Origin of the sequence: Citrobacter sp. On2M (genome assembly GCF_018035235.1) — a bacterium.
In the GTDB taxonomy this organism is placed as follows: domain Bacteria; phylum Pseudomonadota; class Gammaproteobacteria; order Enterobacterales; family Enterobacteriaceae; genus Citrobacter; species Citrobacter meridianamericanus.
Map to the genome: position 1 here is coordinate 45,376 of NZ_WPCV01000001.1, position 20,215 is coordinate 65,590.

General features: G+C 53.0%; 20 protein-coding genes. 15 read left to right on the plus strand and 5 right to left on the minus strand.

Annotation, left to right across the window (positions count from 1 at the left end):
* Window positions 1-5: 5 nt before the first annotated feature.
* From On2M_RS00205 to nepI, 4 genes are all read left to right on the plus strand, one after another.
* Window positions 6-1,334, plus strand: coding sequence for an MFS transporter (locus On2M_RS00205; RefSeq protein ID WP_151217093.1), 1,329 nt, complete (start codon window positions 6-8; stop codon window positions 1,332-1,334).
* Between the two features lie 142 nt (window positions 1,335-1,476).
* Entirely contained in the window at window positions 1,477-2,868 is a 1,392-nt protein-coding gene (uhpT, locus tag On2M_RS00210; RefSeq protein ID WP_210904074.1) for a hexose-6-phosphate:phosphate antiporter, read from the plus strand.
* 125 nt (window positions 2,869-2,993) lie between these two features.
* On the plus strand, window positions 2,994-3,446 hold the full coding sequence (locus tag On2M_RS00215; protein WP_151217091.1) for a DUF1198 family protein: 453 nt from the start codon (window positions 2,994-2,996) through the stop codon (window positions 3,444-3,446).
* Between the two features lie 173 nt (window positions 3,447-3,619).
* Window positions 3,620-4,813, plus strand: coding sequence for a purine ribonucleoside efflux pump NepI (nepI, locus tag On2M_RS00220; RefSeq protein ID WP_210904075.1), 1,194 nt, complete (start codon window positions 3,620-3,622; stop codon window positions 4,811-4,813).
* A 45-nt stretch (window positions 4,814-4,858) separates the two neighbouring features.
* On the opposite strand, the gene On2M_RS00225 is transcribed toward nepI, so the two are convergent.
* Together On2M_RS00225 and On2M_RS00230 are read right to left on the minus strand one after the other, a co-directional pair.
* Window positions 4,859-6,241, minus strand: coding sequence for a glycoside hydrolase family 1 protein (locus On2M_RS00225; protein ID WP_210904076.1), 1,383 nt, complete (start codon window positions 6,239-6,241; stop codon window positions 4,859-4,861).
* A gap of 92 nt (window positions 6,242-6,333) precedes the next feature.
* Window positions 6,334-6,627: a YicS family protein gene (locus On2M_RS00230; RefSeq protein ID WP_210904077.1), complete on the minus strand. Its 294-nt coding sequence runs from the start codon at window positions 6,625-6,627 to the stop codon at window positions 6,334-6,336.
* 130 nt (window positions 6,628-6,757) lie between these two features.
* Here On2M_RS00230 and On2M_RS00235 point away from each other — a divergent pair, with 130 nt between their 5' ends.
* The 9 genes from On2M_RS00235 (at window position 6,758) to nlpA (ending at window position 15,589) form a co-directional block, all read left to right on the plus strand.
* On the plus strand, window positions 6,758-7,174 hold the full coding sequence (locus tag On2M_RS00235) for a GNAT family N-acetyltransferase (protein ID WP_210904079.1): 417 nt from the start codon (window positions 6,758-6,760) through the stop codon (window positions 7,172-7,174).
* Window positions 7,175-7,264: 90 nt separating this feature from the next.
* Window positions 7,265-10,063, plus strand: a complete 2,799-nt coding sequence (gene dagR, locus On2M_RS00240) for a sigma-54-dependent transcriptional regulator (RefSeq protein ID WP_210904081.1) — start codon at window positions 7,265-7,267, stop codon at window positions 10,061-10,063.
* Between the two features lie 120 nt (window positions 10,064-10,183).
* A complete protein-coding gene (locus tag On2M_RS00245) occupies window positions 10,184-10,609 on the plus strand; it encodes a PTS sugar transporter subunit IIA (RefSeq protein ID WP_151217087.1) in 426 nt (141 codons plus the stop codon).
* Window positions 10,610-10,621: 12 nt separating this feature from the next.
* Window positions 10,622-11,107 (plus strand): PTS system mannose/fructose/N-acetylgalactosamine-transporter subunit IIB, encoded by a 486-nt coding sequence (locus On2M_RS00250; protein WP_003023959.1) that lies wholly within the window; start codon window positions 10,622-10,624, stop codon window positions 11,105-11,107.
* A gap of 25 nt (window positions 11,108-11,132) precedes the next feature.
* Window positions 11,133-11,882: a PTS sugar transporter subunit IIC gene (locus On2M_RS00255; protein ID WP_003023960.1), complete on the plus strand. Its 750-nt coding sequence runs from the start codon at window positions 11,133-11,135 to the stop codon at window positions 11,880-11,882.
* Window positions 11,879-12,739: a PTS system mannose/fructose/sorbose family transporter subunit IID gene (locus On2M_RS00260; RefSeq protein WP_210904083.1), complete on the plus strand. Its 861-nt coding sequence runs from the start codon at window positions 11,879-11,881 to the stop codon at window positions 12,737-12,739. The genes On2M_RS00255 and On2M_RS00260 overlap by 4 nt, the downstream gene beginning before the upstream one ends.
* A 3-nt stretch (window positions 12,740-12,742) precedes the next feature.
* Window positions 12,743-13,852, plus strand: coding sequence for a D-glucosaminate-6-phosphate ammonia lyase (gene dgaE, locus On2M_RS00265; RefSeq protein ID WP_151217085.1), 1,110 nt, complete (start codon window positions 12,743-12,745; stop codon window positions 13,850-13,852).
* Window positions 13,839-14,582 (plus strand): 2-dehydro-3-deoxy-phosphogluconate aldolase, encoded by a 744-nt coding sequence (locus tag On2M_RS00270; RefSeq protein WP_151217083.1) that lies wholly within the window; start codon window positions 13,839-13,841, stop codon window positions 14,580-14,582. Before dgaE ends, On2M_RS00270 begins: the two co-directional genes overlap by 14 nt.
* Before the next feature lie 188 nt (window positions 14,583-14,770).
* A complete protein-coding gene (nlpA, locus tag On2M_RS00275) occupies window positions 14,771-15,589 on the plus strand; it encodes a lipoprotein NlpA (protein ID WP_151217081.1) in 819 nt (272 codons plus the stop codon).
* Window positions 15,590-15,617: 28 nt separating this feature from the next.
* On the opposite strand, the gene On2M_RS00280 is transcribed toward nlpA, so the two are convergent.
* The 3 genes from On2M_RS00280 to On2M_RS00290 form a co-directional block, all read right to left on the minus strand.
* Window positions 15,618-16,520 (minus strand): carboxylate/amino acid/amine transporter, encoded by a 903-nt coding sequence (locus tag On2M_RS00280; protein ID WP_187253902.1) that lies wholly within the window; start codon window positions 16,518-16,520, stop codon window positions 15,618-15,620.
* Window positions 16,521-16,641: 121 nt separating this feature from the next.
* Entirely contained in the window at window positions 16,642-16,947 is a 306-nt protein-coding gene (locus tag On2M_RS00285; RefSeq protein ID WP_151217080.1) for a putative quinol monooxygenase, read from the minus strand.
* Between the two features lies 1 nt (window position 16,948).
* Entirely contained in the window at window positions 16,949-17,956 is a 1,008-nt protein-coding gene (locus On2M_RS00290) for a zinc-binding alcohol dehydrogenase family protein (protein WP_187253901.1), read from the minus strand.
* Window positions 17,957-18,066: 110 nt separating this feature from the next.
* Here On2M_RS00290 and On2M_RS00295 point away from each other — a divergent pair, with 110 nt between their 5' ends.
* Together On2M_RS00295 and On2M_RS00300 are read left to right on the plus strand one after the other, a co-directional pair.
* A complete protein-coding gene (locus On2M_RS00295; protein WP_210904084.1) occupies window positions 18,067-18,981 on the plus strand; it encodes a LysR family transcriptional regulator in 915 nt (304 codons plus the stop codon).
* A 351-nt stretch (window positions 18,982-19,332) separates the two neighbouring features.
* Window positions 19,333-20,169 (plus strand): helix-turn-helix domain-containing protein, encoded by an 837-nt coding sequence (locus tag On2M_RS00300; protein WP_151224020.1) that lies wholly within the window; start codon window positions 19,333-19,335, stop codon window positions 20,167-20,169.
* The last annotated feature ends 46 nt before the right edge of the window (window positions 20,170-20,215 follow it).

Below are 20,215 nucleotides of genomic sequence, written 5' to 3' on the forward strand. Positions count from 1 at the left end.
CGGCCATGTTTGCGTTTTTAAAAGCTCCGGCCAACGCGCCGCTCATCACCGATAAACACGAGGTGGATACCCGCTATCGCTACTGGCGGCGGCATATTCTGATCACCATCTGGCTCGGCTACGCGCTGTTCTATTTCACACGCAAGAGTTTCAACGCCGCCGTGCCGGATATCCTCACCAGCGGCGTGCTGACCCGCAGCGACATTGGCCTGCTGGCCACGCTGTTTTACATCACTTACGGGCTGTCGAAGTTTGTGTCTGGTATCGTCAGCGACCGCTCCAACGCCCGCTATTTTATGGGGATTGGGCTGATTGCTACCGGGGTGGTGAACATTCTGTTTGGCTTCTCCACCTCGCTATGGGCCTTTGCGGTGCTGTGGGCGCTCAATGCGTTCTTCCAGGGCTGGGGGTCGCCGGTTTGCGCGCGTTTATTGACCGCGTGGTATTCGCGTACCGAACGCGGCGGCTGGTGGGCGCTGTGGAATACCGCACATAATGTTGGTGGAGCATTAATCCCAATGGTGATGGCGGCAGCCGCACTGCATTATGGCTGGCGTGCCGGGATGATGATTGCCGGGATGGTGGCGATTGTGGTCGGTATTTTCCTCTGCTGGCGGCTGCGCGACAGACCACAGGCGATTGGTCTGCCGCCGATTGGCGACTGGCGGCATGATGAGCTGGAAATCGCCCAGCAGCAGGAAGGCGCAGGCCTGAGCCGCAAAGAGATCCTCACTAAATACGTGCTGCTGAACCCGTATATCTGGCTGCTTTCGCTGTGTTACGTGCTGGTGTACGTGGTGCGTGCGGCGATCAATGACTGGGGCAATCTGTACATGTCGGAGACGCTGGGCGTTGATCTGGTGACCGCCAATACTGCCGTGACGATGTTCGAACTGGGTGGATTTATCGGCGCGCTGGTGGCGGGCTGGGGATCGGATAAACTGTTCAACGGCAACCGTGGCCCAATGAACTTGATCTTCGCCGCCGGGATTTTGCTCTCGGTGGGCTCGCTGTGGCTGATGCCGTTTGCCAGTTACGTGATGCAGGCGGCGTGCTTCTTCACCACCGGATTCTTCGTTTTCGGCCCGCAAATGCTGATCGGCATGGCGGCGGCGGAGTGCTCGCACAAAGAGGCCGCAGGCGCGGCGACCGGGTTTGTCGGACTGTTTGCTTATCTGGGCGCGTCGCTTTCCGGATGGCCGCTGGCTAAGGTAATGGAAGTCTGGCACTGGACCGGATTTTTCGTGGTGATTGCCATTGCGGCGGGGATTTCCGCGCTGCTGTTGCTGCCTTTTTTAAACGCCCAGGCGCCGCGCGACGTCAGCGAAGCGTGATGCACCTCACCTTTTTTCCCCGAGTAGGGCAAAACTAAGAAATTTTCCCGGTTTCACCTGGACGCTGTCTCAGGCGTGTCTCCCGACTGATTTTTACAATGCCTGCCATTCGCAGGTATAAAAATTAGCTCGGGAGTGTCAAATGCTGGCCTTTCTCAACCAGGTGCGCAAGCCGACCCTGGATCTGCCGCTCGATGTGCGGCGCAAAATGTGGTTCAAACCGTTCATGCAGTCTTATCTGGTGGTTTTCATCGGCTACCTGACCATGTACCTGATCCGCAAAAACTTCAACATCGCGCAGAACGACATGATCTCCACCTACGGGCTGAGCATGACGCAACTGGGGATGATTGGCCTGGGCTTCTCCATCACCTACGGCGTGGGTAAAACGCTGGTTTCCTACTACGCGGACGGTAAAAACACCAAGCAGTTCCTGCCGTTTATGCTGATCCTCTCCGCCATCTGTATGCTCGGCTTCAGCGCCAGCATGGGCGCGGGTTCGACCAGCCTGTTTCTGATGATCGCCTTTTACGCGCTGAGCGGCTTCTTCCAGAGTACCGGCGGCTCGTGTAGCTATTCCACCATCACCAAATGGACGCCGCGTCGTAAGCGTGGATCGTATCTCGGTATGTGGAACATCTCCCACAACCTCGGCGGTGCGGGCGCGGCGGGCGTGGCGCTGTTTGGCGCCAACTATCTGTTCGACGGCCATGTCATTGGGATGTTTATCTTCCCGTCGATTATCGCCCTGATTGTCGGTTTTATCGGCCTGCGCTACGGCAGCGACTCCCCGGAATCTTACGGCCTCGGCAAAGCGGAAGAGCTGTTCGGTGAAGAGATCAGCGAAGAGGACAAAGAGACCGAAGAAAACGAAATGACCAAATGGCAGATCTTTGTTGAGTACGTGCTGAAAAACAAAGTGATTTGGTTGTTATGTTTCTCGAACATCTTCCTGTACGTGGTGCGTATCGGTATTGACCAGTGGTCCACCGTCTACGCTTTCCAGGAGCTGAAGCTCTCCAAAGAAGTGGCGATTCAGGGCTTTACTCTGTTTGAAGTCGGCGCGCTGGTCGGCACGCTGCTGTGGGGCTGGCTCTCTGATCTGGCGAACGGTCGTCGTGCCCTGGTGGCCTGTATAGCGCTGGCATTAATCATCGCCACGTTAGGCGTTTATCAGCATGCCAGCAATCAGTATGTCTATCTGGCGTCGCTGTTTGCGCTGGGCTTCCTGGTGTTTGGTCCACAGCTGTTAATCGGCGTGGCGGCAGTCGGATTTGTGCCGAAAAAAGCGATCGGCGCAGCCGACGGGATTAAAGGTACTTTCGCCTATCTGATTGGTGACAGCTTCGCCAAGCTGGGCCTGGGGATGATTGCCGACGGTACGCCGATTTTCGGCCTCACCGGCTGGGCAGGAACCTTCGCCGCGCTGGACACCGCCGCCATCGGCTGTATCTGCCTGATGGCCATCGTGGCTGTATTCGAAGAACGTAAAATTCGTCGCGAGAAAAAGATTCAACAACTGAAAGTCGCTTAAGTTAAGTGTGCATTGGTAACTTTTGCCCGCCTTAATGGCGGGCTTTTTTATGCCGTGGCGTTCATCCATCGACAGCGATAAATTTGCCGCTATGATGGGCATCCTGTCTGGTAATGGATGTGCGCATGATTTGGATAATGCTGACCACCCTGGTGGTTGTTTTTGTGGTGGGATTTCGGGTGCTGACGTCCGGTTCACGACGCGCAATTCGCCGTCTGAGCGAGCGACTGAATATTGATGTCGTGCCGGTAGAATCGATGATCGATCAGATGGGAAAAGTGCAGGGCGAGGCGTTTTTACAGTACCTGCACCGGCCTGACGAATCGCATCTGCAAAATGCTGCCCAGGTGCTGTTGATCTGGCAAATCGTGATTGTCGACAGCAGTGAGCCGAATCTGCTGCAGTGGCACCGTTGGCTGCAAAAAGCTCGGCTGGCTGCGCCGATTACCGACGCGCAAGTGCGTCTGGCGCTCGGATTTCTGCGCGAAATGGAGCCGGATATGCAGGAGCTTAATGCGTTTCAAATGCGCTATAACGCCTTTTTCCAGCCCGAAGATGGCGTGCACTGGCTGCACTGACAGTAATTAATGCCTGATGGCATTACGCTTATCAGGCCGACAAAAGGGCCCTGCCGTAGATGGAATAAGCCACATCGCCATTCAGCCGTGAAAGTTGTTGAAACGTTAAATAGGTCACAAATTTAATGTTACACTGCGTAACTTTTCTACAATAATCCCACGCAGGTAACAAAATGAGTGAAGCTGTTGAACAAAAATCCCGCGCTGAAGTGAATACCCGACCTAACTGGTCGGCGGTATTCGCCGTGGCGTTCTGCGTTGCCTGCCTGATAACCGTTGAGTTTCTTCCCGTGAGCCTGCTAACGCCGATGGCACAGGATCTGGGTATTTCGGAAGGTGTTGCCGGACAATCGGTGACAGTGACGGCATTTGTCGCTATGTTTGCCAGCCTGTTTGTGACGCAAATCATCCAGGCGACCGATCGTCGCTACGTGGTGATCCTGTTTTCGGTGCTGCTGACGCTCTCCTGCCTGCTTGTTTCCTTTGCCAACTCTTTTTCGCTGTTGCTCGTTGGCCGCGCTTGCCTCGGTCTGGCGCTTGGCGGATTCTGGGCGATGTCGGCGTCGCTGACCATGCGTTTGGTTCCCGCTCGTACGGTGCCGAAAGCGCTGTCGGTTATTTTTGGCGCAGTCTCCATCGCGCTGGTGATTGCCGCCCCGCTGGGAAGTTTTTTGGGCGGCATTATCGGTTGGCGTAATGTGTTTAATGCGGCGGCGGTCATGGGCGTGCTGTGTACGATTTGGGTGGTGAGAGCGCTGCCATCGCTGCCCGGTGAGCCTTCGCACCAAAAACAAAATATGTTCAGTCTGCTGCAACGTCCGGGGGTGATGGCCGGGATGATTGCCATCTTTATGTCCTTTGCCGGGCAGTTCGCCTTCTTTACCTATATTCGCCCGATCTATATGAATCTGGCGGGCTTTGACGTTGATGGTCTGACGCTGGTGCTGCTCAGTTTCGGTATTGCCAGCTTTGTTGGTACGTCGCTTTCGTCGGTGATTCTGAAGCGCTCGGTCAAACTTGCGTTAGCCGGCGCGCCACTGGTGTTGGCGTTCAGTGCGTTGGTCCTGATCCTGTGGGGCAGCGACAAAGTTGTTGCGACTGGCATTGCGATTATCTGGGGACTGGCGTTTGCGCTGGTACCGGTAGGCTGGTCGACGTGGATCACGCGCTCACTTGCCGATCAGGCAGAAAAAGCCGGATCCATCCAGGTCGCCGTGATCCAGCTTGCCAATACCTGTGGGGCCGCAGTAGGAGGCTATGCGCTCGATAACCTCGGATTGCTGTCGCCCCTGATGCTTTCCGGCAGCCTGATGCTGCTGACGGCGCTTCTGGTGGCAGCAAAAGTTCGCATAAAGGGTATGCAATAAACTAAGCTCGGTATGCCGGATCGCTATCCGGCATCCTGGTTATTTTTAATTAAAACCCTTGTTTTCGGCGGTATGGGCAAACCATTCGCCGCTTTTCTTCACCGTACGTTTTTGCGTGTCTAAATCTAACTGGACAAAACCGTAGCGGTTTTTATATCCATTGAGCCAGGACCAGTTATCAATAAAAGTCCACATATGGTAGCCAAGACAATTGCAACCTTCGCTAATGCCTTTATGTAGCCATTTAAGATGCCCGGAAACAAATTCAATGCGGTAGCTGTCGTTGATCTGGTCATGCTCAACGAAACGTTGCTCATTTTCCACACCCATACCGTTTTCAGAAATAAAGCAGCGCGGGTTGCCGTAATTATCACGCAGATTAGTAATAATATCGTAAATACCTGGCTCATAAATTTCCCAGCCACGGTAAGGGTTCATTTTACGCCCCGGCATTTCGTAATAATCAAACAGCCACTCTGGCATAAACGGCGCGTTTGGATTAACGGCAGTATCACGACATTTCACGCGGCGCGGCTGATAATAATTGATACCAAGCAGGTCGATTTTCCCCTCGGCGATGAGCTGACAGTCGCCTGGCTGACAGGCTGGTAGCTGATCGTACTCTGTCAGCAGTTCGACCAGATCCGCCGGATATTCCCCTTTTAGTACCGGGTCAAGAAAGCTGCGGTTAAACAGCAGATCCGCATGGTGCGCGGCTTTTACATCCGCCGGGTGCTGCGAGCGTGGATAAGAGGGCGTCAGATTTAGGATCACACCGATTTCACCGCCGTAGTTTCCGGCGCGATACGTTCGCACCGCCTTGGAATGCGCCAGCACAGTGTGATACGCCACGGTGGCCGCGCGTTTGAAATCCACTACGTTAGGGTAATGGAAGTCATACAAATAGCCGCCTTCCACCGGGACAATCGGTTCATTAAAGGTGAACCAGTGTTTAACCCGGTTGCCGAATAATTTAAAACAGGTCTGCGCGTAGCGTCCAAACGCCTCAACCACGTCACGGTTTTCCCAGCCGCCTTTCTCCTGCATCACCATCGGCATGTCGAAGTGAAACAGGGTGATAAACGGTGTAATACCTTGCGCCAACAGCTCGTCGATGACGTTGTTATAGAAATCGACGGCCTCAGGATTAATCTCGCCAGTACCGTCCGGAATCAGGCGTGACCAACTGATTGAGGTGCGGAAGCTGTTATGTTTCAGCTGTTTGAGCAGTGCGATGTCCTGTTTCCAGTGCTGATAAAACGTTGAGGTGTTCGCCGGGCCAACCCCTTGGTGGAAACGCCCAGGCTGACGGTCGAACCACACGTCCCATGTTGTCTGGCTTTTGCCGCCATTCAGGCTATCCCCTTCGGTTTGCAGCGCCGAGCAGGCACTCCCCCACCAAAAGTTATCAGGAAAACGGTATCGCATTATCTTGCTCCTTGATGTATTTCACTTCCCTACACAATAGGCGATTTTGCTACGCAGAAACCGGTTACAGCGCTCGTTTTTCAATACGATAGTTACAAATCCGGGCATTCAACTTTGCCCAACGCTTCCCAGTAGTTGTTCTGGTTATTTCTTTGTATTGCCAGAATAGCCTCGCGGATATGCTGCTGATTACGTGTATCAGACATAATCGTTTTTTCCCACACATCATCGGAGGGTGATCCCTGTGGGGTGCAAATCTTGCGTAAGTCCTTTAATACGGTGTTTTTTTCATGAACGGACTGTAGAGAGCCATAAGCCGAATCGGCCTGCGCAAAACCCGGCAGCGTGAAAAGAATGGCAATAAGCGGTAAAGCGGCTCGTTTCATGATAATAATCCTTGTTGTCGATGCGCATCATCTCAAGAGTAAGTGTAGACGGCATGCGTCTCACTCATCAGCCTGTGTTAATTTCCAAACAAAAAATCAGCCAGAAGTTGTACTTTTTCAGGAGGATAGGATGCAAATACAGATTACAGATACCATTACCGAAGACGATCAAAATGCCCTGCTTGCCGGATTGCGCGCCTACAACCGCCAGTTCCTGCGAACCACCAACTTTGGCGACCTGGCGGTGTACTGGCGCGATGAAAGCAATGAAATTCTGGGCGGGTTGATTGGCAAAATTAAAGGGGAATGGCTGTGTATAGATTTCCTGTGGATGCATGATTCGCTGCGTAAAGGTGGTTACGGCACAAAATTGATGCAGGCTGCCGAACAGACAGCGCATGAGAGAGGATGCCTGCATGCGCTGGTGGACACGATGAGTTTCCAGGCGCTGCCGTTTTATCAGAAAAACGGTTATCAGCTGCAAATGACCCTCGATAACTTTCCGGAAACCGGCTCTGCGCGGCATTATTTGTCGAAAACGTTTTGATGACCGGAAGGTCTGGACGCCGCCTCACTTTCTTGCGCAGCAGAATAGTGTATGTTCTGAACAATCATTTATTTCTTAAGCGGTAAAGAGATGAGACGGATTGAGATAATACTGGGGGAGCTGGAACGGCTGACGCGAGGACTGAATCTTGCCCATCTGGCGCAGGAAACAGCGTTCACAGCAGAAGCTATCGGCTTTAACCTCGGACTGGCGCGCAACTCGGTCAGTAAAGATCTCAATCAGCTCTGGAACGACGGCCTGGCGATTAAAAGCCGCGGACGCCCGGTATTCTTTCTGCATCGTCAGGCGATTGAAACGCTGCTGGGACGCAAACTCGATGAGTCCGAGCGCGAAGTGCAAACAGTTGCCGACCTGTTACCTGTTCAGGAAAACCAGGCGACAGAGGATCCCTTTTCTGGCCTGATTGGTTACGATCGCAGCCTGCGCGACGCGGTGGAAAAAGGCCGCGCGGCGGTGCTGTATCCCCACGGGCTGCACGTTCTGCTGACCGGTCCCTCCGGCGTCGGCAAAACCTTTTTTGCCGAACTGATGCACCGTTTTGCCTGCGAACGCGCAGTGGGAGCGTCGCCGCCGCTGGTTTACTTTAACTGCGCGGAATACGCCCATAACCCGGAGCTGCTTTCTTCGCACCTGTTTGGTCATCGACAGGGGGCATTTACCGGCGCAAATGAAAATAAACCCGGTCTGGTCGAGCAAGCCGACGGTGGCTATCTGCTGCTCGACGAAGTGCATCGTCTGCCGTATGAAGGTCAGGAAAAGCTATTTTCTATTCTCGACAAAGGCGAATACCGGCCGCTGGGTTCCAACGCCGTGGCGCGGTCTATTTCGGTGCGTCTGATTTGCGCCACCACCGAACCGGTAAGTTCGGCATTGTTGCGTACCTTCCAGCGACGTATTCAGGTGTGTATCGATTTGCCCGGCATCCGCCAGCGTTCAGTGGAAGAGCAGGTTGAACTGATCGTTGGCTTCTTACAGCGTGAGAGCCGCAAAATCGAGCGTACGATAAGTATCGACCGCACCTTACTGCTCTGGCTACTGAACAAGCCGCTGGAAGGTAACATTGGTCAGCTTAAGAGCGACATTCAGTTTCTCTGCGCCCAGGCCTGGGCCTCAGGGATGACCGAGCACAGCGACACGCTACAGCTGGATAAACGCCTGGCGGAGATTTCATTTAATGCCACGCCGGAACAGCGTTTGCTGGTTGGCGCGCTGTTCGAAGGCAAAGAGCATTTAAGCATCGATGCCCGCACGCTGCCCGCGCTGAAAAATTCACTGGCGACCGGAGCCGAAATAGAAGAGAGCGATCTCTTCTACAGCTTCCTGACCCGGGAATATATCAATCTGCGTAACAGCAACGTACCGCCAGCCGAAACGCTGGCGATCCTCAAAAACAAACTCAGTTCCATTTTTGAATATGGTCTCTACAGCCGTGACAGCGTGGGGCATCCGCCACGCTATGGCGATCAGATAGAAGAGCGCGTCACGCTGCTGATCGGCTGCGTTGAGCAGGTGCTCGGTTTCACGCTGCCGGAGAATCTGATTAACCCGCTGCGTAAACACTTCCTGGCGCTGATTGGCTATGTGCAGCGCGGGCTTATTCCCCAGCTTTATTCTTCCAACTTGATCCTCGATCGCTGTAAAGATGAATATGACAACGCCACGCTGTTATGCCGGAAAATCAATGAACTGTTGCATATTCAGTGTCCGGCGACGGAAGTGGTCTGGTTGTGCCTGTTCCTCAAAGAGTGTCGCCATTACCGCCAACGGATTGACGCCAGTCCGGACTGCGGAGTGATTTTGATTGCCCACGGTGCGACGACCGCCACAAGTCAGGCGCAGTACGTGAATCGCGTGCTGGAGCGCGAGGTGTTCAGCGCTATCGATATGCCTTTCGAGCAGTCGGTGCATGACACGCTGGAAGCCCTGACGCAGATGATCCAGACCCGGCAATATCGCCGATTGATCCTGATGGTGGATATTGGCTCACTGGTCCATTTTGGCAGCACGATCAGTAAGTTATTCCAGATAGACGTACTGCTAATGCCCAATATCACGCTCACCAGCCTGCTGGAGATTGGGCTGGATTTAAGCTACGAAACCAGCGACTTGCCGCAGCTGGCGGCGTTGATGCAGAGCAAAAATATTCCCTGTCAGCTCTGTACTCCGCAGCAGGAAAACAGCGGTAAAGTGCTGGTTATCTCCTGCATCACCGGGATGGGAACGGCAGAGAAAATCAAAAAGGTGCTGGAGGAGAGCTTCGGTGAGTTGATGTCGCAGGATACGCGGATGGTGATCCTCGATTACAACGAAGTTCGCAGCCTGGAGCGTGTTCAGCAGGCGATTAACGCCAGTGAACGCCTGGCGGGAATAGTGGGCACTTTCCAGCCAGGACTGCCGGATATTCCGTTTATCTCGCTCGAGGAGCTGTTCTCTGAGCAAGGCCCCGAGCTGGTACTCAGCCTGCTGACGCCAGATCTCTCCAGCAGCGAACGCCGTCTGGAGATGGAGCGCAGCGCGATGCGCTTTATCAGCGCGTTGACTATGGAGAGCATCATTAACCATATTTCGGTGCTCAACCCGCAGCGAATTCTCAAAGAGATGGAAGGCGTGCTGAATCATCTGACCACCGCGCTTTCGCTCAAACCGAGCCGTCAGGTGACACTGCGCTTCCTGATCCACTGCTGCTGTATGGTCGAGCGTATCGTGATTAACCGCAAACCGTTACAGATGGCGCTGGAGAACAAGCCGGATCTGGATAATCGCGCGTTTAGTGTCATTAAATCCGCTTTCCTGCCGATCGAAGAGGCCTATGCCATTCGCTTATCGGACGCGGAATATTTTTATATTTACGAACTGCTGTATAGCTAATTCCTTTACTGGCGCGGCTTTCTGCCTCGCCAGCGCTCCTCTCCTCCCCGCGTGACACAAATTCTGGCACAGCCTTTGCTCTGTTTACCTATGTCTATGTAATCGAGCCAGGAGGCCATTTTGACTACCACTGAATCCTTGCCCCAGATCCTGCTGCTGACCCATGGCGGCTGGGGGCAACAGCTTTGCAACAGCCTGCGCATGGTGATGGGTGAAATCAAAGGCGTGATGGAAATTGCGCTGATGCCCGTTGATACGCTCGGCGAGTTTTACCAGCGCGTTGAAGTCGTGGTGAAAACGATGCCGGAAGGTTCACTGATCCTGACTGATTTTATTGGCGGCACCACTTCTAACGTGGCGGCGCGGCTGAGTGCCGATTACCCGGTAGCAGTGATTTCCGGGCTCAATGCCTCTTTGCTACTGGAGGCGCTCGACAAACGCGAGCATGGCCAGTTGACCCGCTGCGTGGCTGAACTGGTCGAAGCCGGGCGTAGCAGTTGCCTGGACGTTGTTGCCCACGTGCGTCAATTACAACAATCACAATAAGGAATAAACATCATGGCAAACATCGTCTTATGTCGTATCGATAGCCGTCTGATTCATGGACAAGTGGTGACCAAGTGGGTTGGACAATCTCAGGCCAACCGGATTGCGGTGGTCAGCGATGAACTGGATGCCGATCCGTTTATGAAAAACATCTACCTGATGGCCGCGCCGCCGAACATCAAAGTGGATTGTTTCGGTAACCAAAGTTTTGCGGCCGCCTGGAAAGAAAACCAGCTTGGTGACGGCAAAGTGCTGGTGCTGTTCCCTTCTCTGGCGGCGGTTCAGGAAGCGGTCCAGTTGGGGTTTGACGTCACTACCATTCAGGTCGGTGGGCTGGGCGGTGGGCCAAACCGCAAAGCGGTATTCCAGAACATTACGCTGGATGAAAAAGACGTCGGCATTCTGAGCGACCTGAAAAATCGTGGGATTCAGGTGTTCTTCCAGACCATCCCGGAGGATAAGCCGCAGTCGCTGGACGATATCCTGAAAAAATTCTAACTCTTTGATAACAGGGTAACTAATTATGGATACTTTAGTCTTTGCAAGCCTGATGGGGTTGTATTACTGGTTTGCCCGCTTACGCCTTGGCTACACCTTCTCCGCTATGCTGCTGCAACCGGTGGTCATTGCCGTATTCGTTGGCCTGCTGTTAGGCAATATGGAAACGGCGATGATCATTGGCGCAGGTATGCAGCTGGTTTACCTCGGCGTGACCTCCACGCCGGGCGGTAACGTCCCGTCGGATCCGGCGCTGGCCGCCTGTATTTCAATTCCTATCGCCGTGAAGGCCGGAATGGACCCGAACCTGGCTATCGCGCTGGCGATCCCGTTTGGCGTCATCGGCGTGTTTCTCGACCAGCTGCGCCGCACGTTAAACGCGGCCTGGGTGCATATGGCCGACAAGCATGCGGAAACGGCCAACATGGCGGGCATTATGCGCTGTGCGTTCCTCTACCCGGCGTTGCTTGGCCTGGTACTACGTTTCCCGGTGGTTTTTGCCGCCAACTATTTTGGTCAGGACGTGGTGGAAAGCTTCCTTAAGCTGATGCCGCACTGGCTGACGCACTCTTTTGAAATTATGGGGGGCATTCTGCCAGCGCTGGGCTTCGCCATCACCATTATGGTGATCGGTAAAAAGAGCTTGCTGCCGTGGTTTATCGGCGGATTCTTCGCGGTGCTGTACCTGAAGGTGGACATCATGGCGATGGCAATCTTTGGAACCTGCGTGGCCTTCCTGATTAAAGGTCTGGCAAAAAATGAAGGAGCAGCATGATGAGCAGCGACGTAATGCAACACGAACTGGTGGAGCGTGCGCGTGAAAGCGGCACGCTGACCAAAGCCGATATCACCAAAGCCTGGTTTATCTACTGGCTGGGCGCGGAAGTTTCCAGCTCCTATGAGCGTTTGCAAAGCCTGATTTTCTGCGCCTCGATGACGCCGATCATCAAAAAGCTTTACCCGCAAAAAGAGGAACAGGTAGAAGCGCTGAAACGCCATCTGAACTTCTTCAACTCAGAGCAGACGTTCGGGGCGGTAATTCAGGGGATCTCCATTGCGATGGAGGAGCAAAAAACGCGCGGTGAGCCGATCAGCGACACATCCATCACCGGGATAAAAACGGGTTTGATGGGGCCGCTGGCCGGGATGGGAGATTCGATCATCTGGGCCGCCGTGATGCCGCTGTTGATTGCCATTTTCATCCCATTTGCCGCCAATGGCAGCGCGATGGGCGGAATTGTACCGTTAATCCTCTACCCGGCCATTACGTTAGCAATCAGCTACGGTATGGTGCACAAAGGGTACACGCTGGGGCGTGACTCGATTATCGGTCTGCTGCAGGGAGGGCGAATTAAGGAACTGATCTACGGCGCGAACGTGTTGGGCCTGATCATGATGGGCGCGCTGTCGGCAAGCTACGTCAAGATCACCACACCGTTAAAACTCAGTGCCCTGAAAGGCTCTGAAGTGGTGGTCCAGCAAATCCTCGACTCTATTGCCCCCGGCCTGTTGCCGCTGGCGGCGGTGTTCGCCATTTACTTCTATCTGGTGAAGAAAGGGCCGCGTTACACCACGATTTTGCTGTCAATTGTCGCGCTCAGCGTGGTCTGTTCGCTGCTGGGAGTGTTGTAAGCCATGACACAGAATATCTATCAACAACTGGGGCTAAAACAGGTGATTAACGCCTGCGGCAAGATGACGATTCTTGGCGTTTCCAGCGTCGCGCCGGAGGTGATGCAAGCCACCGCGCGGGCAGCTGCGGCCTTTGTTGAAATTGACCGGCTGGTGGACCGTACCGGTCAATTGGTTTCCCGCTACACCGGCGCGGAGGACAGCTATGTTACTTCGTGCGCCTCGGCGGGTATTGCGATTGCCGTTGCCGCTGCCATTACCCGCGGTGATCAGGCGCGAGTCACGTTGATGCCAGATAGCGCAGGTATGGCCAATGAAGTGGTTATGCTGCGTGGACATAACGTGGATTACGGGGCGCCCATCACCAGTGCGATTCGCCTGGGCGGCGGACGCGTGGTGGAGGTTGGCTCAAGTAATCTGGCGGCCCGCTGGCAGCTGGAGAGTGCGATTACCGACAACACCGCCGCGCTACTGTATGTGAAATCTCATCACTGCGTGCAGAAAGGTATGTTAGACATTGCGGACTTCGTGCAGGTTGCGCAGGTTCACAACCTGCCGCTGATTGTTGATGCCGCCGCCGAGGAAGACTTACACGCCTGGGTGGCGAGCGGGGCGGATATGGTGATCTACAGCGGGGCAAAAGCCTTTAACGCGCCGACCTCCGGGTTTATCACCGGAAAGAAACAGTGGATAGCCGCGTGTAAAGCGCAGCACCACGGTATTGCCCGGGCGATGAAGATCGGCAAAGAGAATATGGTCGGGCTGGTGTATGCCCTGGAAAACTATCATCAGGGGCAAACCGTGGTCACCGCTGAAGAACTGCAACCTGTGGCGCAGGCGATTTCAGCGATTCACGGATTGAAGGCGGATATTGAGCAGGACGAAGCCGGGCGCGCCATCTGGCGGGTTCGTATTCAGGTTAATGCACAGGAGTTGGGGCTGGATGCCTACGCCGTAGAAGCACAGCTGCGCGGGGGCGATATCGCGATTTACGCGCGTCGTTATAACCTTCACCAGGGTGTCTTTAGTCTCGACCCGCGTACGGTCGCAGAAGGGGAAATGGCGCTGATCGTGGCGCGATTAAAGGAGATTGCAGAACATGCAGCACATTAATTTTTATCGTAATAAAGTGGCCATTAACGTGCTGGCAAAAGATATCGCCAACGCCCGGGAAATCTATGACGCCGCCGAAGGCCATGCGGCGATCGGCATCCTTTCCGCGCAGTTTGCCTCGGTTGAGGAAGGCGTTGTGGAAGTGAAGCGCTGGATGGCTGAAGTGCCGTCAATTTCCGTAGGGCTGGGGGCGGGCGATCCGGCGCAGTATTACAAAGCGGCAATGATTGCCTCACAGGTCCATCCGGCACACGTCAACCAGACTTTTACCGGTTGTGGTTTTGCGGCAGGCGCGCTGGCTGCAACGGGTGGCGAGCAGACCCACATCAACGCCCTGGTCAGCCCGACCGGAACGCCTGGCGAGGTGCTGATCTCCACTGGCGTCAGCAGCAGTCGGGGTACGCCGGCCCGCGTTTCTTGTGATGCGGCAGTGCGCATGATGCTGGACTCTGGCGCGCATGCGGCGAAGTTCTTCCCGATGGGCGGTGAGAAATCGTTGCCTGAGCTTTACGCGCTGGCGACGACCGCGGCGCGCAACGGCATGACGTTGATTGAGCCGACCGGCGGTATCGATCTGGATAACTTCGGCATTATCCTGCGAACTTGTCTTGAGGCGGGCGTACCGCGGGTCATGCCGCATGTGTACAGCTCGATTATCGACTCGCAAACCGGCAATACCCGGCCTGAAGATGTCGCCAGATTGATGGAGATAGTCAAAACCCTGGTGTGATGTTGCTATCGCCGGATGGCACACAATAAATGCCCGGTAAGCGTTAGGTGCCACCGGGCATTTTTGTACATATGTCTGCTTTATTCTTTTTTCTTCTTGCTGATGCTTTTTCGTTTTTTAAACCGCAGCGGCCTTGCCGCTATAGTCATTTCATTACTCATCAGGCGGTTATTACTAAAGGATAAAACGTGAAGTTGAAGATACCTTATTTCAGGGCTGGGACGGCGGTATTACTGGCAGGATTATTGCTGGCAGGATGCGATCAGCAGAGCAGTGATGCAAAGCATATCAAAGTGGGGGTGATTAACGGCGCAGAGCAGGATGTGGCGGAGGTCGCGAAGAGAGTTGCTAAAGAAAAATATGGCCTGGAGGTGGAGTTAATTGGGTTTAGCGGTTCTTTGCTGCCCAACGATGCCACCAATCAGGGTGAGCTGGATGCCAACGTCTTCCAGCATCGTCCGTTCCTCGAACAAGATAATAAAGCACACGACTATAAGCTGGTTGCGGTGGGCAATACCTTTGTGTTCCCGATGGCCGGTTATTCGAAGAAAATCAAAACCGTTGCGGAGCTTAAAGATGGTGCGACGATTGCGATACCTAACGATCCTACTAACCTCGGGCGGGCGCTGTTGCTGCTGCAAAAAGAGAAGTTAATTACGCTGAAAGCAAATACAGGCTTGCTACCCACAGCGCTGGATATTACTGATAATCCGCGACATCTGAAAATTATGGAACTGGAAGGCGCGCAGTTGCCGCGCGTATTGGACGATCAGAAAGTGGATGTAGCGATTATCAGTACCACCTACATCCAGCAAACCGGACTTTCTCCGGTACATGACAGTGTATTTATCGAAGACAAAAACTCACCGTACGTGAACATCCTGGTGGCGCGAGAAGACAATAAAGATGCCGAGAATGTGAAGGAATTCCTGCAATCTTATCAGTCACCGGAAGTGGCAAAGGCGGCAGAAACTATCTTTAACGGCGGCGCGGTTCCGGGCTGGTAATCGTGACCTGTTGCCGCGCCGATTGGGATTAAACCGCTCTGGCGCGGCGACGTGAGTCCATTGAGATCAGTACGACCGATGAGAGGATCAAAAGCGTGCCCAGCCAGTCAGGCAGGGTAAATGTAATGCCTAACAGCAGCAGGGACAGCAATGCGCTGCTCAAGGGTTCCGCGCAGCTTAAAATGCTCGCCTTCGGCCCACCAATCATCTGCGCGCCTTTCAGGTACAGGCTAAACGTGAGTGACGTGCCGATGACCACCAGATAGAAAAACGCCAGAATTAAACTGCCATTAACCACGAAGTTTGTTCCCTCTCCGGCATAGAACGGGAGCAGGATCAGGCCACCTATCAACATGCTCCAGCCGACGATCGGCAGCGTACCGTAGCGCGCGATAAGCGTAGAGGGGTAAGTGGTGTAGAACGCGGCGGCAAACGCCGAAGCAATTCCCCAGAACAGCGCGGCAGGTGAAATAGACAGCGACGTTGGGTTACCGTGGGTGACCAGTAAGAAGGTGCCAATGAGCGAGGTGAAAATCGCGGTCAACACTAATATTCCCGGTCGTGCTTTGCGAACCACGGAAAACCACGCCACGATAATGGTCGGTGACAAAAATTGCAGTACCGTTGCCGTGGCGGCGTTAGATTTTTCAATCGTCAGCAGGAAGGTGAGTTGTACGGTGAGCGCTCCGGCTACGGAAAAAATCAGCAGACTGATGGCATCTTTGCGGTTTTTGATAATGGAGAAGACTTTATCGCCGTGAACGAAAGAGAGCATCAGCAGAATCAGCCCGGCGAATATCAGGCGCGTCATGGTCAGAAATTGTGACGACATCTGACTTTGCTCCATGATGTACTGCGCACACACGCCCGAACTTCCCCACAATACGGCGGCAATCAGGACGTTCATCATCCCTCTTCTGGTGGAACTCATCTTTCCCTCTGCATGTTGTTTTGTCTTATTTGTGTGCAGGCATCATAGCAGAGATATCGAAGTCAGTAAGACATGACTGGTGCAGCCCCCCTCGCGCAGTAGGGAGGCTTCGGCAGTTATTTTATGGCGCAATCGGCGTCAGATAATCCAGCCGTAGCGGTTCGGCGAGTAGATCGTTCATTTGCAGAATAAATGCCTGGAAATGTGGCAGAGTGATATGTTCATCCAGACTGGCCTGACCGCGCCAGGATTCGCGTACGTAGAATACATCCGGTGTGTCGCGTAACTGGAACAGAGCATATTCAATATTGCCCGGCTCCCGGCGAGTGGGTAACAGCAGGTTCTGCAGCGCTTGTTTCAGTGCGTCGATCTTCCCTGGTTTGGCTTTCAAGACCGCAATAATTGAAATCACTTCTGAATCAGACATGTTAAAACCCCTCCAGCACAATCTTGCCGACCGAACGACCAGTTTCAATTTGCGCATGGGCTTTTTGCAGGTTCGCCGCGTTGATAGCGCCAAAATGCTCGCCCAGCGTAGTGCGGAGGGTGTTGTCGTCGATCAATTGCGCCACACGGGTTAATAGCTGGTGCTGCGCGATGATATCGTGAGTGGTAAACATCGAACGGGTAAACATAAATTCCCAGTGCAGCGAAATACTTTTAGCCTTCAGCGGACGGGCATCGAGGAATTCAGGGTCGTCAATCAGCGCCAGTTTGCCCTGTGGTGCCAGTGCGGCAATAATTTGTTGATAATGCTGCTCGGTATTGTTCAGGCTGGCAACGTGCGTCACTTCCTTAACCCCTATCCGTAACAGCTCATCCGTCAGCGGCTTGCTGTGGTCAATGACATGATGAGCGCCTGCATCACGTACCCATTTCTGGCTTTGCGGACGTGATGCAGTGCCGATGACGGTCATTCTGGTCAGCTTACTGGCCAGTTGCGTCAGGATAGAACCGACGCCGCCAGCTGCGCCAACGATCAGTAACACATCATTTTCATTGCCGTTTTCCTCAACCCCCAGACGGTCAAACAGCATTTCCCAGGCGGTGATCGCAGTCAGCGGCAGCGCCGCCGCAGAAGCGTTATCCAGTGATTGCGGTTTCAGCGCGGTAATACGTTCATCAACCAACTGAAATTCACTGTTACTGCCAGCACGCCCCAGCGCACCGGCGTACCAGACTTCATCGCCCGGTGAGAACAGGGTGACTGCTTCACCGACGGATTTCACCACGCCCACGGCATCCCAGCCCAGAACGCGCGGGATATCAGCGTTAAAACCTTCGCGAACCTTGGTATCAACGGGGTTGACGGAAATGGCCTTCACTTCAACCAGCAGATCGTGCCCGGCGGCAACCGGCACGGGCAGGTCAATCTCTTGTAAAAATTCAATGTTATTGCCGTCGGTCGCGGCGCGGGTAATAGCGATGGCTTTCATAATCTCTCCGGTTCAGAAACCTTATCTCTGTTGAATAATTCGATGGTAAAGCGGCAGCAGAACGGGAAAAATAGCTCCACGGCGACAGGACTTATACTCGGGGAGTGAAAATGTTCCGGCTTGAAGATCTCACGTTGTTTGTCCGCGCCGCGGCGCTGAATAGTTTTAGCGATGCCGCGCGCGAAGTCGGCGTTCAGCCTGCTCAGGTTAGCTCTGCCATCAAGCGCCTGGAGTCGACGTTGGCTATCCGTTTGTTCGCCCGCTCCACGCGCAGCCTGCGCCTCACGCCGGAAGGCGAGGTCTGGCTACCCTATGCCCGCCAGATGCTGGACGTGATGCATGCTGGGCTGCAAAAAATACAGACCCCGGAAGATGAAGTTTCGGGCACGCTGCAAATTGCCGTACCTTCCGATCTCGGGCGTAACCTGCTGCTGCCAGTGTTTCAGTCGTTTCGACGCCGCTATCCGGCGCTGCGACTACGGATATTTTTCTCCGACCAGGTGACGGATGTCTTTAAAGATCCCGTCGATGTTGCGTTTCGCTATGGCAACAACGAGGACGCGTCTTACGTTGCACTGCCTGTTGCACCTGGAAACCGACGCGTGCTGGTGGCCTCACCGGAATGGGTGACGCAAAACGGTGCTCCGCAAAGTCCGGGGGACTTGGCGCAGCTTAACGCCATGACCTTCGTATTACGTGGACGCGTGCACGATCGTTGGACGTTTACGCGAAACGGTGAGGTCAGCATCGTGCAGGTTAACGGCACCATTATGAGCGATGATGCGGAAGTGATCCGGCGCCTGGCGATTGCCGGCGAGGGCGTGGCGTACAAGTCGTGGCTGGATGTCAGCGAGGATGTTCGTGACGGTCGATTACAACTGCTGATGCCGGATTATCAGGGAGAGACAGTCCCGCTGAATATGATTTGCCCGCATCGGCAGCAGCTTTCAACGGCGGTCCGTTTGCTGCACGACGCAGTGAAATCACGGTGTGAGGTGCTGAGCATTTCCCCAGGAAGTGTCTAACTGAAGGCGTATTATTTTTTTATCGATACGCATAAATAATAGCTACTCTCTATTTTTAGCATTAAACTGATCGGAACTCCGATCAGTTTAATGCTAATTACTCTTGATTATAGTAACCTCGATAAATATTATTCTTTTAATTAATGAGGAATTTATAATATGCTGGTTAATAAATTCCCGGTCATTGGTTAAATGAATTGTATATTTATCAAAATAGATTTGACGACATGCTGTTGCTACGATATAAGAAATAATCACTCTACTATATAACTATTTCTTTACCTAATTGTTAAATGGACTGACGATTTTTGTTATTACGGTTTTTATTGTTATTGGGTAGGAGAGGGGACATTGAAGTCAAAGACTATAAATGATGTGTTGTATTATATAGAAGATAATTTTGTTTCGGGCATCGATATTGATGATATTTCACGGTTTTCTGGATATAGTCGAAGGCATATTCAGAGTGTTTTAAAACAACGAATTAATATGCCCGTGGGGCTGTATATTCGTAAGCGACGCGTAACCAAAGCGGCAAACTTGTTACGTCTTACCCATATGGATATTATTGATATTTCAGTGCGGGTAGGATTCGATTCCCAGCAATCTTTCTGTCGTGAATTTAAAAAACTAACAGGTTATACTCCCACAGAATATCGGAAAAATTCCAGTTGGGATCTCGCACCATTACTATCATTTGTACAGCGCTGTGATGTTGTTGTCAGCGAATTACAACTTCGTACCTTGCCTGCTGATACCGTTTACGGATTTCAGTATAACTATGATACACCAATCCCACCCGCCAGTGATTCGCATCTGCATCGATTAAATTTGATATTTGAGCAACTTACCAGTTCAAAACAAAATGTGTGGGCATTAACCGATTTCTCTTCCAATCCAAACTCAATGATGCGATTGAAAGTAAAGAGTATCATTGGCAATAAAACGCATCATTCGCCAAATATCTATAATCGTTATGACTGTCCTTCGGGGGTTTATGCCTGTTTTTCATTCCGGTTTAAGAAAAAGGACTATCCATTCTATTCAAGATATATTTATTTGAAAATACTGCCAGAGAGTAAATTAAAAAGAAAAACAGGTTATGATATTGAAATATTTAAATATAATCAAGAAGATATTAACAATAAAACAATTACCTGTGAACATTACATTCCCATTGATATGTAATGTAAAAAAGCTCCACTTACGTGGAGCAAAGACTTCGCAGTACGCC

What these genes read in the sequence shown, in the direction of transcription:
- On2M_RS00205 (WP_151217093.1), top strand. Translation starts at nt 6, where the DNA reads ATGTTTGCGTTTTTAAAAGCTCCGGCCAACGCGCCGCTCATCACCGAT.
- uhpT (WP_210904074.1), top strand. Translation starts at nt 1,477, where the DNA reads ATGCTGGCCTTTCTCAACCAGGTGCGCAAGCCGACCCTGGATCTGCCG.
- On2M_RS00215 (WP_151217091.1), top strand. Translation starts at nt 2,994, where the DNA reads ATGATTTGGATAATGCTGACCACCCTGGTGGTTGTTTTTGTGGTGGGA.
- nepI (WP_210904075.1), top strand. Translation starts at nt 3,620, where the DNA reads ATGAGTGAAGCTGTTGAACAAAAATCCCGCGCTGAAGTGAATACCCGA.
- On2M_RS00225 (WP_210904076.1), bottom strand. Translation starts at nt 6,241, where the DNA reads ATGCGATACCGTTTTCCTGATAACTTTTGGTGGGGGAGTGCCTGCTCG.
- On2M_RS00230 (WP_210904077.1), bottom strand. Translation starts at nt 6,627, where the DNA reads ATGAAACGAGCCGCTTTACCGCTTATTGCCATTCTTTTCACGCTGCCG.
- On2M_RS00235 (WP_210904079.1), top strand. Translation starts at nt 6,758, where the DNA reads ATGCAAATACAGATTACAGATACCATTACCGAAGACGATCAAAATGCC.
- dagR (WP_210904081.1), top strand. Translation starts at nt 7,265, where the DNA reads ATGAGACGGATTGAGATAATACTGGGGGAGCTGGAACGGCTGACGCGA.
- On2M_RS00250 (WP_003023959.1), top strand. Translation starts at nt 10,622, where the DNA reads ATGGCAAACATCGTCTTATGTCGTATCGATAGCCGTCTGATTCATGGA.
- On2M_RS00255 (WP_003023960.1), top strand. Translation starts at nt 11,133, where the DNA reads ATGGATACTTTAGTCTTTGCAAGCCTGATGGGGTTGTATTACTGGTTT.
- On2M_RS00260 (WP_210904083.1), top strand. Translation starts at nt 11,879, where the DNA reads ATGATGAGCAGCGACGTAATGCAACACGAACTGGTGGAGCGTGCGCGT.
- dgaE (WP_151217085.1), top strand. Translation starts at nt 12,743, where the DNA reads ATGACACAGAATATCTATCAACAACTGGGGCTAAAACAGGTGATTAAC.
- On2M_RS00270 (WP_151217083.1), top strand. Translation starts at nt 13,839, where the DNA reads ATGCAGCACATTAATTTTTATCGTAATAAAGTGGCCATTAACGTGCTG.
- On2M_RS00280 (WP_187253902.1), bottom strand. Translation starts at nt 16,520, where the DNA reads ATGAGTTCCACCAGAAGAGGGATGATGAACGTCCTGATTGCCGCCGTA.
- On2M_RS00285 (WP_151217080.1), bottom strand. Translation starts at nt 16,947, where the DNA reads ATGTCTGATTCAGAAGTGATTTCAATTATTGCGGTCTTGAAAGCCAAA.
- On2M_RS00290 (WP_187253901.1), bottom strand. Translation starts at nt 17,956, where the DNA reads ATGAAAGCCATCGCTATTACCCGCGCCGCGACCGACGGCAATAACATT.
- On2M_RS00295 (WP_210904084.1), top strand. Translation starts at nt 18,067, where the DNA reads ATGTTCCGGCTTGAAGATCTCACGTTGTTTGTCCGCGCCGCGGCGCTG.